Here is a 14712-nt window from a genome sequence, read left to right as displayed (position 1 = left end):
GGCTTGCCCGGCATCCGGGCAAGCTGCGCGGATGCTCAGTAGCCGACCGTGAAGCGTGCGCGCGAGTGCGCAGGCTTTTCCAGTTCGTCCACGAGGGCGATGGCGAAATCCTCGAAGGAAATGCTGCTGCCGTTCTCGTTCGACAGCAGCAGGTCGGTGCCGAGCCGGAAGGTGCCGGTCCGCTCCCCGGGTATGAACATCGCCGAGGGCGACAGGAACGTCCAGTCCAGTTGTTTCTCCGCGCGCAGCAGATCGAGGAATACGCTTCCCGCGCCCGCCTCCTGCTTGTAGGCCTCCGGAAAATTCGGCGCGTCGATCAGGGTCAAGCCCAGCGGGAAATTGCCCAGCGCCACCTCAAGGCTGCCCGCACCACCCACCACGAGGTAACGCGGCACGCCGGCGGCACGCACGGTCGCGATCAGCCTGGCCGCATCGGTGGTGGCAAAAGGGACGGCGCTGACGACCGCATCGTGGCCCGCCAGGAGTGCCGCAAGCCCCGCCTCATCGGCGACGTCCCCCGCCTTGGCTTCGACGCCGGACAACACCGGCACCCGGGCCGGGTTGCGCACGATGGCGGTGACCGTGTGCCCGCGCTGGACGAGTTCGGCAAGAATGCGTGATCCGGCATTGCCGGAGGCACCGATAAGCGCGACGTGCATGTTGATTTCCTCGATGGTTTCTTTTGGTAATTAGGCTCCAGAACATATACTGGTGTAAATAAGGAACCTGCCCCTTACTTGGTTACCTCAAGGAAACCCCCATGAATATCGCCAACCCGTATTCGTCCAACTGTCCCACGCGCAAGGTGCTCGATCGCGTTGCCGACAAATGGGCGGTGCTGGTGCTGGGGCTGTTGATCGAGGGCCCCATTCGCTTCAACCGGTTGCGCCGGGCGGTTGAAGGCATTTCCCAGAAGATGCTCTCGCAGACGCTCAAGAGCCTGGAGCGCGATGGACTGGTCAGCCGCAAGGCCTTCGCGACCGTGCCGGTCACGGTTGAATACGCCATCACGCCCCTGGGCCAGACGCTTGCCACCACGCTGGATGCCCTGCGGGTCTGGGCCGAGACCCACATGGAGGAAGTGACCGCCAACCAGCAGCGGTACGACGCGGGCGCCAAGTCCGGCGCGTGAGCCTCCGCGCCGTGCGACAGCCATAAAAAAAGCCCGCCGAAGCGGGCTTTTCAAAGATCGCTCAAGTCCTGTTGGACTCAGGCAACCTGGACTTCCTCAGCCTGCAGGCCTTTCTGGCCCTTGGTGACGATGAACGTGACGCGCTGGCCTTCCTGCAGGGACTTGAAGCCCGTGCCCTGGATCGCGCGGAAATGCACGAACAGGTCGTCACCGCTTTCCGGGGTGATGAAGCCAAAACCTTTGGCGTCGTTGAACCACTTGACTGTACCGCTCTGACGATCCGACATGTAACATTACCTTTGAAGCATTGATGGTTTGCGGCTTGGAGCGAAATGCACTTGACCGCAATAGAAGCAGGCACTCTGGGTTGCCCCAAACCCCTGCCTCGCCAGCATACACTGGAATGCAAGCTTGTGGTGAATATAGTTTCCAGTGGCTTTTGCGCCCCAACGGCGCCACTGGAACACCCCGCCCGACAAGCCTGCCAAACCGCCTGACGGCGCGGTTCCTCCGGTTTTCCCCGTTCATCGCCTCCCTGCGGCATGCGGCCGGCCGCACCCGCGCATCCCCTACAATGGCGGGATGAAAATTGCCTCGTGGAACGTCAACTCACTGAAGGTGCGGTTGCCGCATCTGACCCAGTGGCTGGCCGATGCGCAGCCCGATGTGGTGGCGCTGCAGGAAACCAAGCTGGAAGACGCGAAATTTCCGGTCGACGAGCTGGCGGCTGCCGGGTATCGCGCGGTCTTTTCTGGCCAGAAAACCTACAACGGCGTGGCCATCCTGGCCCGCGACGAACCGCGCGACATCGTCACCGACATCCCCGGCCTGGACGACCCGCAGCGGCGCATCCTGGCTGCCAGCGTGGGCGGGCTGCGCGTGGTGAACCTGTACGTCGTCAACGGCAAGGCGGTGGGCGATCCGAAGTACGCGTACAAACTGGACTGGCTGGCGCGGGTGCGGGACTTCCTGGCGGATGAACTGGCCCGCCATCCACGGCTGGTCGTGCTGGGCGACTTCAACATCTGCCCGGACGATCGGGACGTCTACGACGCGACGGCGTGGGGCGAGGACATTTTGTGTTCGCCGCCGGAGCGGGCGGGTCTGAAGGCGATCACCGATCTGGGCCTGCACGACAGCTTTCGCCTGTTCGAAGCCGAAGGGGGCCACTACAGCTGGTGGGATTACCGCCAGGCCGCGTTCCGCCGCAACATGGGCCTGCGCATCGACTTGATCCTGATCGGCGAAGCCCTCAAATCCATCGCCCGCGCCGCCACCATCGACCGGGAACCGCGGCGCTGGGAGCGGCCCTCCGACCACACCCCGGTGATGCTCGAACTCGACCTGGGAACAAGCCCGTGAACCGGTCGGCGTTGCGCCATCATCCGTCGATCATCCCGCGCCGACGTACACTCTTTTCCTTGCCACCTGTGCCGCTCGCGACGGTGGCGATGCGACCATGAACAGGTTTTGAGATGACTGCAAAAAGTGAATGGCCCAGCTCGCTGGACGACAGCGAACTGGATGAACTGGACCGCTACCTGCGCGCGCACACGGGCGAGGACGACCTGCTGCTCGATGGCGTGCACGGCCTGCTCAGCGCACTGGCGGTCGGCCCCCTGGTGGTGCTGCCGGAGGAATGGCTGCCCGAAGTGCTGCACGAACCCTTCGCCGACGAGAACGAAGGCAACCGCGTGCTGGCGTTGCTGGCCAAGCTCAACGACTCGATCAGCGCCGAGCTCGACGTGGATGCCTACGAGCCGATCCTGGGTGAAGTGGAGCTGGAAACCGGCATGATGCTGTCCGCCGCAGGCTGGTGCGAAGGCTTCAGTCGCGGCATCGACCTGCGCGCCAGCCTGTGGGAAAGCCGCCTCAGCGAGGACCCGCAGCTGATGGAACTGCTCGGTCCGGTGATGGCGCTGGCGGTCGACGAGGGCGTGCTCAGCGCCGATGCCGAGTTCGAGAAACTCAGCGACGAGGAGTACGACAGCTGCCTGGCGCAGGTGGCGACCGTGCTGGTGTCGGTCAACCAGTATTGGCAGGCCAGGCCGGCCACCGAGGCCGAGGTGGAAGCGATGGTGCTGCAACTCCCCGGCGACAAGAACAACGACGACAGCAACCCGCCGCGCCAGCGCAGCGGCCATTGGGTGCACTGAAAGGCCGCATCCAACAGCACAAGCGCGGCGCCCATCGACCAGCCGATCAACGGAGCTCGCGATGCCGCCGACCGGCCTGTACACGCCGATCAATGTCCTGAAGCCGGTAGCGCCGGATATCTGGATCGTCGACGGCCCGATCGAATGCATGGCCGTGCCCGGCGGCAGCATGCCGTTTTCCACCCGCATGACGCTGGTGCGGCTGCCCGACGGCGCGCTGTGGTGCCACTCGCCGATCGCTCCGGACGCCACACTGCTCGCCGCCATCGACGCGCTGGGGCCGGTTCGCCACCTGGTGTCGCCAAACCTGTTGCATTACGCCCATATCGCCGCCTGGAAAAAACACTATCCCGAAGCGCTGGCCTGGGCCTCGCCCGGAGTGCGCAAGCGGGCGGCGAGCCAGCATATCGAGGCGCCTTTCGACGCCGATCTCGGCGACGACGCGCCTCCCGCCTGGGCCGCCGCGATAGACCAGCTGTGCTTTCGCGGCAGCCGTGTCATGCAGGAGTTCGTCTTCCTGCATCGCGCCAGCGCCACCCTGATCCTGGCCGATCTGATCGAGAATTTCGAAGCGGAAAAGCTCTCCCGCACCATGCGCTGGATGGCCCGGCTCGGCGGCGTGCTGCATCCCGACGGCAAGGCCCCGCTGGACATGCGCCTGACCTATGTCGGCCGCAAACGCCAGGCACGCGCATGCCTGGCGCGGATGCTGGCGTGGCAGCCACAGCGGGTCATTCTCGCCCACGGCCGCTGCTACCTGGACGATGCCCAAGCCGAGCTGGCCCGGGCGTTTCGCTGGCTGGATTGAGCCGTTTCGTGCGATGGCCGGTGGGCCCCATCGCCACGCCGCCAGACGTGCGATGTGCCGGTCGTAACGCAAGGGAAACGATCCGTTCGCACCCCGCCGCTTGGCGGTGGGCCGCGAGGGGACCATCTTGATGGCCATCATCGATGACCTGATACGTCCGGACATCGCCTTCATCGCTTACGGGAGCACGCCATGAAAAATCGCCACATCACCCGCCGCATCCGCGGCACGGATACCTCCGACGGCGCCGGCGTGAAGTTGAAGCGCGTCATCGGCCAGCCCGGGCTGGACATGCTCGATCCGTTCCTGCTGCTGGACGAATTCCGTTCCGACAGCGCCGACGATTACATCGCCGGCTTTCCCGAGCATCCGCATCGCGGCTTCGAAACCGTCACCTACATGCTGGCCGGCCGCATGCAGCACCACGACAACCACGGCAACCGGGGCGACCTCACGCCCGGCAGCGTGCAGTGGATGACCGCCGGCCGCGGCATCCTGCATTCGGAAATGCCGCAGCAGGAAGACGGTTTGATGTGGGGTTTCCAGTTGTGGGTGAACCTGCCGGCCCGCGACAAGATGACCGCCCCGCGCTACCAGGACATCGGCCCCGATCGGATTCCGGTGGTGCGGCCGGCGGCGGGCGTCGAAGTCAAAGTCATCGCTGGCGAACTAGCCGGTGCCATCGGCCCGGTCGAAGGCATCGCCACCGCACCGGTGTACCTTGATGTGAGCCTGCAGCCGGGCGCAGAGCTGACCCTGGACCTGCCGGCCGGCCACCACGGCTTTGCCTATGTGTTCGAGGGCGAATCGGCCACGGTGGGCGGCGAACAACTGCAACGCAGCGAACTGGGCGTGCTGTCCGACGGTGAAACACTGCAACTGACCGGCGGCGACAAGTCATCGCGCCTGCTGGTGGTGGCCGGCAAACCGTTGAACGAGCGCGTGGCCCGCTACGGCCCGTTCGTGATGAACACACCCGAGCAGATCCAGGAAGCCATCGCCGACTTCCGCGCCGGCAAGTTCTGAGGCGAATCCTGCCGGCGCCATCACCTCGTATCGAGGGATGCGCCGGCAAACCGGTTTACCGTTCATCCGCCGGTGCGCTCGCATCGACGGAGGGGCGGCAGGCCCAGTCGACAATGGCGGCCAGGCTGGCTTCCACGCCGTGCTCCTCGGTGACCCGCAGCGCATCTTCATCCGGGCCCGGCTCTTCCAGCGTCGCCAACTGGCTGTCCAGCAGCGACGGCGGCATGAAGTGGTCGCGGCTGCGCATGCGCCGGGCCAATTCGTCGTGGGGTACGTGCAGGTAGGCGAAGCGCACGCCGGCGCCGGCCTGGCGCAAGTGGTCGCGGTAGATGCGACGCAAGGCCGAACACGCCACGACGGCGCTTTCGCCGCGTTGCAGCCGTTGCGACATCCACTTCACGATCGCCTCCAGCCATGGCCAGCGATCGTCGTCGTTCAGCGGCGTGCCGGCGCTCATCTTGGCGACGTTTGCCGGCGGATGCACGCTGTCGCCTTCCAGGAATTCCCAGTTCAGCTGCTGCGCCAGCTCCCGGGCCACCGTGGTCTTGCCCGAACCGGATACGCCCATGACCACGACGATCGTGGCTTGATCACCCTTCTGCCTCTCGTCTGTCACGTGCTCGCTGCCTCTGGGTCGCGGGCCGTTACCTTACTTCACCTTCCTCACGTCGGCCATGTGGGCACTTTTCTTGCTTTGAACGGGTGACGGCGGCGCGGCGCGCCCGTGGCGAACAAAATCCGATGCGCTGTTGACGTGCGGCGGCACAAACGATCACCGGACGTCAAGCATCGGCTAAAGATCCCCGGGCGTCGGCCGAAGCGTTAAGTAAGCGTTTCTACGGAAGACGAGCCGGACGAGGGATGAAAACGGGCACCGTTGGCCACAGACCTTGTTTCGGGCTGGCTCGCGGGTTAAATGTCCGTTAATATTTCACACCAGGTCCGCCTGTACCCTTGAGTTGTTGTACTGGACGAGGAAATAACAGCCAAGTGGCTGTTTTGAAAAGATGAACACTCTCATTTCGGTCATGATTCTGGGGTCCGCACTGGCGTTGCTCGCCAGCGCGATCAAGCATGTGCCTGCCGGACAGGTCTACAGCCTGCATCGGCTGGGCAAGCCGGCACGGCTGCTGCAACCGGGTGTGCACATGGTGATGCCGCTGCTGGAGCGCGTGGCACACAAGATCAATCTGGCCGGCCAGGTGCTGCGGCTGGAAGAATCGATGGCCGACGACGCCCATGATGTTCGCGGCACGGTCTACTGGCAGGTACTGGAGCCCGAGCGTGCCGATGCGGTGATCGACCAGGTCGATCAGCTGATCCGCCGCGGCGCCATCGCCGCCATGCACGACGAGCCGCAGGCAGGCGAGGCCGCCGATCGGCGCGTACTGGGCACGCGGATGAAGCTGGCGCTGAACAGCGCCCTGCGCGAGCGCGGCATGATGGTCACGCGGGTCGATCTCGACCTGGCTTGAACGGGCCACGGCAACGCCACAAGCGCAAACCGACCCGCCGCCTGGCGGGTTTTTGTTGCGCGACGCGCTGGCATCCGTGCCGCGCGAACGGGATACTGCCGCGGCACCGCCGCGACTCGACCGTCACCATCGTGTGCGATCACGACTGAAGTCGCCCCTACAACCGATGTTTCAGGAATCACCATGGCAGCGCGCGACGCCTTGCAGGCACGGCTCGAACAGGGCATCGATCAACTGGGTTTGCGCCTGCCGGCCGATGCCGTTCCGCGGCTGCTCGATTACCAGATGTTGCTGGAGCGCTGGAACGCCACCTACAACCTCACCGCCGTGCGCGATCCGGCGGAGATGATCACCCGCCATCTGCTCGATTCGCTGGCGATCCTGCCCTACGTGCAAGGCGCCACCCTGGCGGACCTGGGCACCGGCCCGGGGTTGCCGGGCATCGTGCTGGCGATCGCCGCGCCGGGGCGCGAGATCCTGCTGGTGGACTCCAACGGCAAGAAGGTGCGTTTCCTGCGCGAGGCGATCCGCTCGCTCAAGCTCGAGGGCGTGCGTGCGCTGCAGTCGCGGGTGGAAGACGTCGAGGGCCAGTACGACTGCGTGACCGCGCGCGCCTTCGCCAGCCTCGCCGACATGCTGGGCTGGGGCGGCCAGTTGCTGGCGCCGGACGGCATCTGGCTGGCGATGAAGGGCAAACGGCCGGACGACGAGTTGCCCGGCATCCCGCCTGGCTTCGCCGTTCGCGGCACGCATGAACTGGCCGTGCCGGGCCTGCCGGCCGAACGCCACCTGCTGGTGATCGGGCGCACATCCGCCAAGCTGGTGGACGGCGCGGGCCCGGGCGACGCATTACACTAGGGACTCCCGCGCACGGTAGCTACCATCCATGGCCCGCATCATCGCTGTCGCCAACCAGAAGGGCGGCGTCGGCAAGACCACCACGGCAGTCAACCTCGCCGCGGCACTGGCCGCCGCGAAACGCAAGGTATTGCTGGTGGACCTGGATCCGCAGGGCAACGCCACGATGGCGTCGGGGATCAGCAAACGCGACCACCGCCCCAACGGCTGCGACGTCCTGCTGGAAGAGGCGACCGTGGCCGAGGCGATCGTGACCACCGAGGCGCATTACGACCTGCTGCCCGGCAACGGCGACCTCACCGCCGCCGAGTTGAAGCTGATGGACGCGTTGGCGCGCGAACACCGGTTGAAGGAACAACTGGCGAAGGTGACCGGCGACTACGACACCATCCTGATCGACTGCCCGCCCTCGCTGAACCTGCTGACGCTGAATGCGCTGACCGCCGCCGATGGCGTGCTGATTCCGGTGCAATGCGAATATTTCGCGCTGGAGGGCCTGTCCAGCCTGCTCGAAACGATCAAGGCGGTGCGCCAGCGCCTGAACCCCACGCTGGAAGTGGAAGGCCTGCTGCGCACCATGTACGACGTGCGCAACAACCTGGGCAACGAGGTCTCGGCCCAGCTCACCCAGCATTTCGGCGACAAGGTGCTGCGCTCGATCATCCCGCGCAACGTGCGGTTGGCCGAAGCGCCCAGCCATGGCCAGCCCATCCATCTGTACGACCGCAGTTCGCGTGGCGCGATCGCCTATGTGGGCCTGGCCGGCGAAATGATCCGGCGCGAACGCAACCAGGCTACCGCCAGCGCGACGGCCGATGCCGCCTCGCATGATCACGAACACCCGGCAACGCATGACGCCGTCGCCGGCATTCACCAGGAATAAGCATGGCCGCTGCAAAAAAACGTGGGCTTGGCCGCGGGCTCGATGCCTTGCTCGGCGGCGACGGCCCGGACACCCCGCCGCTGACCGAACAGGAAGGTGAACTGCGCATGCTGCCGATCCAGCAGATCCAGCCGGGCAAATACCAGCCGCGGCGGCACTGGAACGGCGAGGCGCTGGAAGAGCTGGCCGCCTCGATCAAGGCGCAGGGCCTGATCCAGCCGGTGGTGGTGCGCGCGCTGGGCAAGAACAGCTACGAGCTGATCGCCGGCGAACGGCGCTGGCGCGCGGCGCAAAAAGCGCAACTGGCCGAACTGCCCGCGCTGGTCAAGCGCGTGCCGGAGGAATCCGTGCCGGCGATGGCGTTGATCGAGAACATCCAGCGCGAGGATCTCACCCCGCTGGAGGAAGCGGACGCGCTGAAGCGGCTGATCGACGATTTCGACCTCACCCATCAGCAGGCGGCCGATGCCGTGGGCCGCTCGCGCGCCGCGGTCTCCAACCTGCTGCGGCTCACCGAGCTGCCCGCCTCGATCAAGAAACTGCTGGACGAGGGCAAGCTGGAAATGGGCCATGCCCGCTGCCTGCTGACCCTGCCCGAGCGCGATGCCGAGGCGCTGGCGCTGGAGGCCTCGCGCAACGGCTGGACCGTGCGCGAACTGGAGGAAGCCGCCCGCCGCGCGCAGACCGAACCGAAGGGCAAGGCGAAGAACAGCCCGTCCCGCGACCCCAACGTCGCCGACCTGGAACGCGAACTGGGTGAACGCCTGGCCGCGCGGGTGGAACTGGCGCAAGGCCGCGGCGGCCGCGGCAAGCTGGTGATCCACTACCACAGCAACGACGAGCTCGAAGGCATCCTGGGCAGGATTCGCTGAGGCCAAAGCGGAGCGCGATGCTCCACGTATCTGTGTGGGAGCGACTTCAGTCGCGATGCTTCTGCTTCGGAGTCCCAGAGAAAGAGCATCGCGACTGAAGTCGCTCCCACAGAAGCAGAGTCAGCGCTTCGTCGGCACCGTCGACACCGCCGCCTTGCCGGCGTGGCATGCGAAGTGGAATACGTAGTCGAGGCTGAACGGTTTCGTCTCGCTATCGACCACATGGCTGTTGCCGTCACCGTCGGCAGTCCAGTGATCGATGGTCAGCGGATTGAACTCCCATTGCAGCGCGGCGGCGCGCACCGCCGCGATGAACGCACGACGGCCCGCATCGGCCTGCGCCTCGTCTGCCACGCGCACCTCGCTCACCGCTCCCTTGTCGTCCACGATCAACATCGCCTGCACGTCCTGCGGCGGCGGACAGGCGGTGAGCAGGCTGGTCGGGTAGGTGGGAGTTACCCGCTTGAAGGGCGTGGCGCCGCTGGACACTTCGCCCATCGCCAGCTGGTAGTGCTTCGTGCCGGGCTCGGCCACTTCATGCCAGGAGGCTTCGCCGGTGGCCGGCGGCGGCGGTAGCGGCCGGGTGGCCACGCAACCGGCCAGCAGGACCAGCAGGCTGCCGACACCGATGCGCGCCATGGTTGCCCGTTTCATCATCGGCTCCCTCCCTGCGGCCAAAACTGCATGGTGCCGACACGAAAACGCCGGCACAAGGCCGGCGCTTCCATGACTTTCCGTTGAGACCCGGAAGTCAGTGCTTGAGGTTCTTGCGCAGACGCTCAAGCGCCTGCAGCTGGGCCATCGCCTCGGCCAGCTTGACCTGCGCCTCGGCGACGTCCAGCGCCTCGGTGCGATTGGCCAGGGCGGCTTCGGCTTCCTGCTTGGCACGCAAGGCGGACGCTTCATCCAGGTCGCTGGCGCGCGCGGCCGTATCGGCCAGCACGGTGACGACCTGTGGCTGTACTTCCAGCATGCCGCCCGACACGTAGAACTGCTGCCGCTCGCCACCGGCCAGCAGCACATCGACGTGACCGGGCTTGAGGCGGGTGATCAGCGGCGCATGACGCGGCGTGATGCCCAGCTCGCCCAGTTCGCCGGTGGCCACGACCATCGTCGCGTCGCCAGAGAAAATCTCGGCTTCGGCACTGACGATGTCGACGCGGATGGTTTGACTCATTGCTTTTTCTCGCTGCGCTCGAAGGGAATGGGGAATAGGAAATGGGGAATGGTCAGGAGCAGAGCCGGCGCTGTTGTTGCTTTACCGACTCCCTATTCTCCATTCCCGATTCCCGAAAGCCGCTTACGCGGCTTTCTTGGCGCCCATTTCCTCGGCTTTCTTGATCGCGTCGTCGATGCCGCCGACCATGTAGAACGCCTGCTCGGGGATGTGGTCGACGTCGCCGTCGACGATCATCTTGAAGCCGCGGATGGTCTCGGCCAGCGACACGTACTTGCCCGGCGAGCCGGTGAACACTTCGGCCACGTGGAACGGCTGCGAGAAGAAGCGCTCGCATTTGCGCGCACGCGACACGGCCTGCTTGTCTTCCTCGGAGAGCTCGTCCATGCCCAGGATCGCGATGATGTCCTTCAGCTCCTTGTAGCGCTGCAGCGTGCCCTGCACGCGGCGGGCGACGTCGTAATGCTCCTGGCCGATCACCAGCGGATCGAGCTGGCGACTGGTCGAAGCCAGCGGATCCACCGCCGGGTAGATGCCCAGGCTGGCGATGTCGCGCGACAGCGCCACGGTCGAGTCCAGATGCGCGAAGGTGGTGGCCGGCGACGGATCGGTGTAGTCATCCGCGGGCACGTACACGGCCTGGATCGAGGTGATCGAGCCGGTCTTGGTCGAGGTGATGCGCTCCTGCAACACGCCCATCTCGTCGGCCAGGGTCGGCTGGTAGCCCACCGCGGACGGCATGCGGCCGAGCAACGCGGACACTTCGGTACCGGCCAGGGTGTAGCGGTAGATGTTGTCCACGAAGAACAGCACGTCCTTGCCCTTGCCGTTCTCGTCCTTCTCGTCGCGGAAGTACTCGGCCATGGTCAGGCCGGTCAGCGCCACGCGCAGGCGGTTGCCCGGCGGCTCGTTCATCTGGCCGTAGACCATCGCCACTTTCGACTCGGGCAGGTTGTCGATTTTCACGACGCCCGCTTCCTGCATCTCGTGGTAGAAGTCGTTGCCTTCGCGGGTGCGCTCACCCACGCCGGCAAACACGGACAGGCCGGCGTGCTGGGTGGCGATGTTGTTGATCAGCTCCAGCATGTTCACCGTCTTGCCCACGCCGGCGCCGCCGAACAGGCCGACCTTGCCGCCCTTGGCGAACGGGCAAACCAGATCGATCACCTTGATGCCGGTTTCCAGCAAGTCATTGGCGGCGGCCTGCTCGTCGTAGCTGGGCGCTTCGCGGTGGATGACCCAGTGATCCTCGGCATTGATCGGACCGACTTCGTCGATCGGGTTGCCGAGCACGTCCATGATGCGGCCCAGCGTGGCCTTGCCGACCGGCACCTTGATGCCTTCGCCGGTGTTGCGCGCCTGCAGGCCGCGCTTCAGGCCTTCCGTGGAGCCCAGCGCGATGGTACGCACGATGCCGTCACCGAGCTGCTGCTGCACTTCCAGCGTGATGTCGGTGCCGTCGATTTTCAGTGCGTCGTACACCTGCGGCACCTGGTCACGCGGGAATTCCACGTCGACGACCGCGCCGATGATCTGAACAACTTTGCCCTGGCTCATTGGGATAACTCCACCTGATAACTTTGATGTATTGGGATTTGGGATTCGGGATTCGGGATTTGGAAGAGCCGGAGCGCGTGAGCGCTTCTACGAATCCCGAATCCCGAATCTCCAATCCCTCTTGAATCAAACTGCCGCGGCGCCGCCGACGATTTCCGAGATTTCCTGCGTGATCGCGGCCTGGCGCGCCTTGTTGTAGACCAGCGTCAGTTCGTCGATCACCTTGTTCGCGTTGTCCGACGCGGCCTTCATGGCCACCATGCGCGCGGCGTGCTCGCTGGCCAGGTTCTCCAGCGCCGACTGGTACACCACCGACTCGATGTAGCGTCCCAGCACGTGCTCAAGCACCGTCTGCGCGTCGGGCTCGTACAGGTAGTCCCAGTCGTTGGTCGCTTCCAGCTTCACGCCGGCGTAGGCCGATTCACCGGCTTCCTGGTGCGCCTCCATCTCCGCGGCCACCAGCGGCAGCGGCAACAGCGCATCGATCGTCGGCTTCTGCACCATCGTGTTGACGAAGTCGTTGTAGGCGAGGAACACGCGGTCCAGCCCGTTGGCCTGGTACGCGTCCATCATCACCTTGATCACGCCCACCAGCTGTTCCAGCTTCGGCTTCTCGCCCAGATGGGTCACGCTGCCGATCAGGTTGACGCCCTTGAGGCGACGGAAGAACGCCACCGCCTTCTGCCCGACCGCCACCACGTCCACCTGCACGCCCTGCTTCTGCCACTCGGCGATCGCCGGCAACAGGCGGCGGAACAGGTTGGAGTTGAGGCCGCCGCACAGGCCGCGATCGGTCGACACCACGATGTAACCGACCCGCGCCACGTTGTTGCGCTCGGTCAGGAACGGATGGCTGAAATCCGTGCTGGCCTGGGCCACGTGCGCGATCACCTTGCGCATGGCGCGGGCATACGGGCGCGAGGCCTTCATCAGATCCTGCGCACGGCGGATCTTGGCAGCCGAGACCATTTCGAGCGCGCGCGTCACCTTGCGCATGTTCTGCGTGCTCTTGATCTTGGTTTTGATTTCGCGTCCGCTGGCCATGCTTTACTCGCTCACTCTGTTCGCTCGTGGGATTCGGGAATCGGGATGGGGGATTCGTTCAAGCCTCGACCTGCTGCTTTTTCGAATCCCGGATCCCGAATGCAGAATCCCGGCTCTCTCACCAACTACCGGTTTTCTTGTACTCGTCCAGCGAGGCCTTGAAGGTGGCTTCGATGTCCTTGTCCCAGTTGCCGGTGGCGACGATGGTCTTCATCAGGTCGGCGTGGTTCTGGTGCATGAAGGCGTGCAGGCCCTTCTCGAACGGCAGCACCTTGGCGACCGGCAGGTCGTCCAGGTAGCCCTTCTCGGCCGCGTACACCGACAAGGCCAGCTCGGCGATCGACAGCGGCGCGTACTGGCCCTGCTTCATCAGTTCGACCACGCGCTGGCCACGGTCCAGCTGGGCGCGGGTGGCCGGGTCCAGATCCGAGGCGAACTGCGCGAACGCGGCCAGCTCGCGGTACTGCGCCAGCGCCAGCTTCACGCCGCCGGACAGCTTCTTCACGATCTTGGTCTGCGCGGCGCCGCCGACGCGGGACACCGAGATACCGGCGTTCACGGCGGGACGGATGCCGGCGTTGAACAGGTCGGTTTCCAGGAAGATCTGGCCGTCGGTGATCGAGATCACGTTGGTCGGCACGAACGCCGAAACGTCGCCGCCCTGGGTCTCGATGATCGGCAGCGCGGTCAGCGAACCGGTCTTGCCCTTCACTTCGCCGTTGGTGAACTTCTCGACGTAGGCCTCGGACACGCGCGATGCGCGCTCCAGCAGACGCGAGTGGAGATAGAACACGTCGCCCGGATATGCCTCGCGGCCCGGCGGGCGCTTCAGCAGCAGCGAGATCTGGCGATACGCCACGGCCTGCTTGGACAGATCGTCGTACACGATCAGCGCGTCTTCGCCACGATCGCGGAAATATTCGCCCATCGCGCAACCGGAATACGGCGCCACGTACTGCAGCGCAGCCGATTCGGAGGCCGAGGCGACCACGATGATGGTGTGCGCCAGCGCGCCGTGCGCTTCCAGCTTGCGCACCACGTTGGCGATCGACGAACGCTTCTGGCCGATGGCCACGTAGATGCACTTAACGCCCGAACCCTTCTGCGCGATGATCGCATCGATCGCCACCGCGGTCTTGCCGGTCTGGCGGTCGCCGATGATCAGCTCGCGCTGGCCACGGCCGACCGGGATCATGGCGTCGATCGACTTGTAGCCGGTCTGCAGCGGCTGGTCGACCGATTTGCGCCAGATCACGCCGGGCGCGACCTTCTCGACTTCGGCGGTGAGCTTGGCGTTGAGCGGGCCCTTGCCGTCGATCGGGTTGCCCAGCGCGTCGACGACGCGGCCGAGCAGCTCCGGGCCCACCGGCACCTCGAGAATGCGGCCGGTGGTCTTGGCGATGTCGCCTTCGCGCAGGTGCTGGTATTCGCCCAGCACCACGGCGCCGACCGAGTCGCGCTCCAGATTCAGCGCCAGCGCGAACGCGTTGCCCGGCAGCTCGATCATTTCGCCCTGCATCGCATCGGCCAGGCCGTGGATGCGCACGATGCCGTCGGACACGCTGATGATCGTGCCCTCGTTGCGTGCTTCCGCGCCGAGCTTGAACTGCTCGATACGGCTCTTGATCAGTTCGCTGATCTCGGACGGATTCAGGGTGGTACTGGACATGGTCATCTATCCCGGGAATTGAATTTTCTTTACTTGAAGAGTCCGGCCATGGATG

The 14712-nt window shown here is 65.4% G+C and carries 17 protein-coding genes; 9 read left to right on the top strand and 8 right to left on the bottom strand.

Annotated features, from left to right (window positions below):
- Positions 1 to 35: 35 nt before the first annotated feature.
- Complete coding sequence (locus tag UU9_RS13800) at positions 36 to 659, bottom strand: NAD(P)-dependent oxidoreductase (protein WP_007082378.1); 624 nt, start codon at positions 657 to 659, stop codon at positions 36 to 38.
- 101 nt (positions 660 to 760) lie between these two features.
- Here UU9_RS13800 and UU9_RS13795 point away from each other — a divergent pair, with 101 nt between their 5' ends.
- Positions 761 to 1132: a winged helix-turn-helix transcriptional regulator gene (locus UU9_RS13795; protein WP_007082377.1), complete on the top strand. Its 372-nt coding sequence runs from the start codon at positions 761 to 763 to the stop codon at positions 1130 to 1132.
- 77 nt (positions 1133 to 1209) lie between these two features.
- Here the strand turns inward: UU9_RS13795 and UU9_RS13790 are convergent, their stop codons facing one another.
- Positions 1210 to 1419 carry a cold-shock protein gene (locus UU9_RS13790; protein WP_007082376.1) on the bottom strand — a complete coding sequence of 70 codons (210 nt, stop codon included), beginning with the start codon at positions 1417 to 1419 and terminating at the stop codon, positions 1210 to 1212.
- A gap of 295 nt (positions 1420 to 1714) precedes the next feature.
- Between UU9_RS13790 and xth the strand changes: the two genes are divergently transcribed.
- The 4 genes from xth (at position 1715) to UU9_RS13770 (ending at position 5122) form a co-directional block, all read left to right on the top strand.
- A complete protein-coding gene (gene xth / locus UU9_RS13785; RefSeq protein WP_007082375.1) occupies positions 1715 to 2494 on the top strand; it encodes an exodeoxyribonuclease III in 780 nt (259 codons plus the stop codon).
- Positions 2495 to 2607: 113 nt separating this feature from the next.
- Complete coding sequence (locus UU9_RS13780) at positions 2608 to 3288, top strand: YecA/YgfB family protein (protein ID WP_007082374.1); 681 nt, start codon at positions 2608 to 2610, stop codon at positions 3286 to 3288.
- A gap of 61 nt (positions 3289 to 3349) precedes the next feature.
- A complete protein-coding gene (locus UU9_RS13775) occupies positions 3350 to 4096 on the top strand; it encodes a DUF4336 domain-containing protein (RefSeq protein ID WP_007082373.1) in 747 nt (248 codons plus the stop codon).
- 192 nt (positions 4097 to 4288) lie between these two features.
- A complete protein-coding gene (locus tag UU9_RS13770; RefSeq protein ID WP_007082372.1) occupies positions 4289 to 5122 on the top strand; it encodes a pirin family protein in 834 nt (277 codons plus the stop codon).
- 55 nt (positions 5123 to 5177) lie between these two features.
- On the opposite strand, the gene UU9_RS13765 is transcribed toward UU9_RS13770, so the two are convergent.
- Positions 5178 to 5738, bottom strand: a complete 561-nt coding sequence (locus tag UU9_RS13765; RefSeq protein ID WP_237710290.1) for a gluconokinase — start codon at positions 5736 to 5738, stop codon at positions 5178 to 5180.
- Between the two features lie 391 nt (positions 5739 to 6129).
- Between UU9_RS13765 and UU9_RS13760 the strand changes: the two genes are divergently transcribed.
- From UU9_RS13760 to UU9_RS13745, 4 genes are all read left to right on the top strand, one after another.
- A complete protein-coding gene (locus UU9_RS13760) occupies positions 6130 to 6597 on the top strand; it encodes an SPFH domain-containing protein (RefSeq protein WP_040671060.1) in 468 nt (155 codons plus the stop codon).
- 183 nt (positions 6598 to 6780) lie between these two features.
- Complete coding sequence (gene rsmG, locus UU9_RS13755) at positions 6781 to 7455, top strand: 16S rRNA (guanine(527)-N(7))-methyltransferase RsmG (protein WP_007082369.1); 675 nt, start codon at positions 6781 to 6783, stop codon at positions 7453 to 7455.
- A 28-nt stretch (positions 7456 to 7483) separates the two neighbouring features.
- Positions 7484 to 8338 (top strand): ParA family protein, encoded by an 855-nt coding sequence (locus tag UU9_RS13750; RefSeq protein ID WP_007082368.1) that lies wholly within the window; start codon positions 7484 to 7486, stop codon positions 8336 to 8338.
- 2 nt (positions 8339 to 8340) lie between these two features.
- Entirely contained in the window at positions 8341 to 9210 is an 870-nt protein-coding gene (locus UU9_RS13745; protein WP_007082367.1) for a ParB/RepB/Spo0J family partition protein, read from the top strand.
- 120 nt (positions 9211 to 9330) lie between these two features.
- Here UU9_RS13745 and UU9_RS13740 read toward each other — a convergent pair whose 3' ends face one another.
- The 5 genes from UU9_RS13740 to atpA all read right to left on the bottom strand — a co-directional run bounded on the left by UU9_RS13740 (position 9331) and on the right by atpA (position 14657).
- Positions 9331 to 9864: a hypothetical protein gene (locus UU9_RS13740; RefSeq protein ID WP_237710289.1), complete on the bottom strand. Its 534-nt coding sequence runs from the start codon at positions 9862 to 9864 to the stop codon at positions 9331 to 9333.
- A gap of 97 nt (positions 9865 to 9961) precedes the next feature.
- Complete coding sequence (locus UU9_RS13735) at positions 9962 to 10387, bottom strand: F0F1 ATP synthase subunit epsilon (RefSeq protein ID WP_007082365.1); 426 nt, start codon at positions 10385 to 10387, stop codon at positions 9962 to 9964.
- Positions 10388 to 10510: 123 nt separating this feature from the next.
- A complete protein-coding gene (gene atpD / locus UU9_RS13730) occupies positions 10511 to 11944 on the bottom strand; it encodes a F0F1 ATP synthase subunit beta (RefSeq protein ID WP_007082364.1) in 1434 nt (477 codons plus the stop codon).
- A 126-nt stretch (positions 11945 to 12070) separates the two neighbouring features.
- Complete coding sequence (gene atpG / locus UU9_RS13725) at positions 12071 to 12988, bottom strand: F0F1 ATP synthase subunit gamma (protein WP_007082363.1); 918 nt, start codon at positions 12986 to 12988, stop codon at positions 12071 to 12073.
- 118 nt (positions 12989 to 13106) lie between these two features.
- The gene (gene atpA, locus UU9_RS13720; RefSeq protein ID WP_007082362.1) at positions 13107 to 14657 is read right to left on the bottom strand and encodes a F0F1 ATP synthase subunit alpha; all 1551 of its coding nucleotides are present in this window, start codon (positions 14655 to 14657) and stop codon (positions 13107 to 13109) included.
- Between the last annotated feature and the right edge of the window lie 55 nt (positions 14658 to 14712).

This window comes from Rhodanobacter fulvus Jip2, assembly GCF_000264315.1.
Classification (GTDB): domain Bacteria; phylum Pseudomonadota; class Gammaproteobacteria; order Xanthomonadales; family Rhodanobacteraceae; genus Rhodanobacter; species Rhodanobacter fulvus.
Note: the sequence above shows the minus strand (reverse complement) of the source record. Positions and strands in the feature narration are given on the sequence as shown.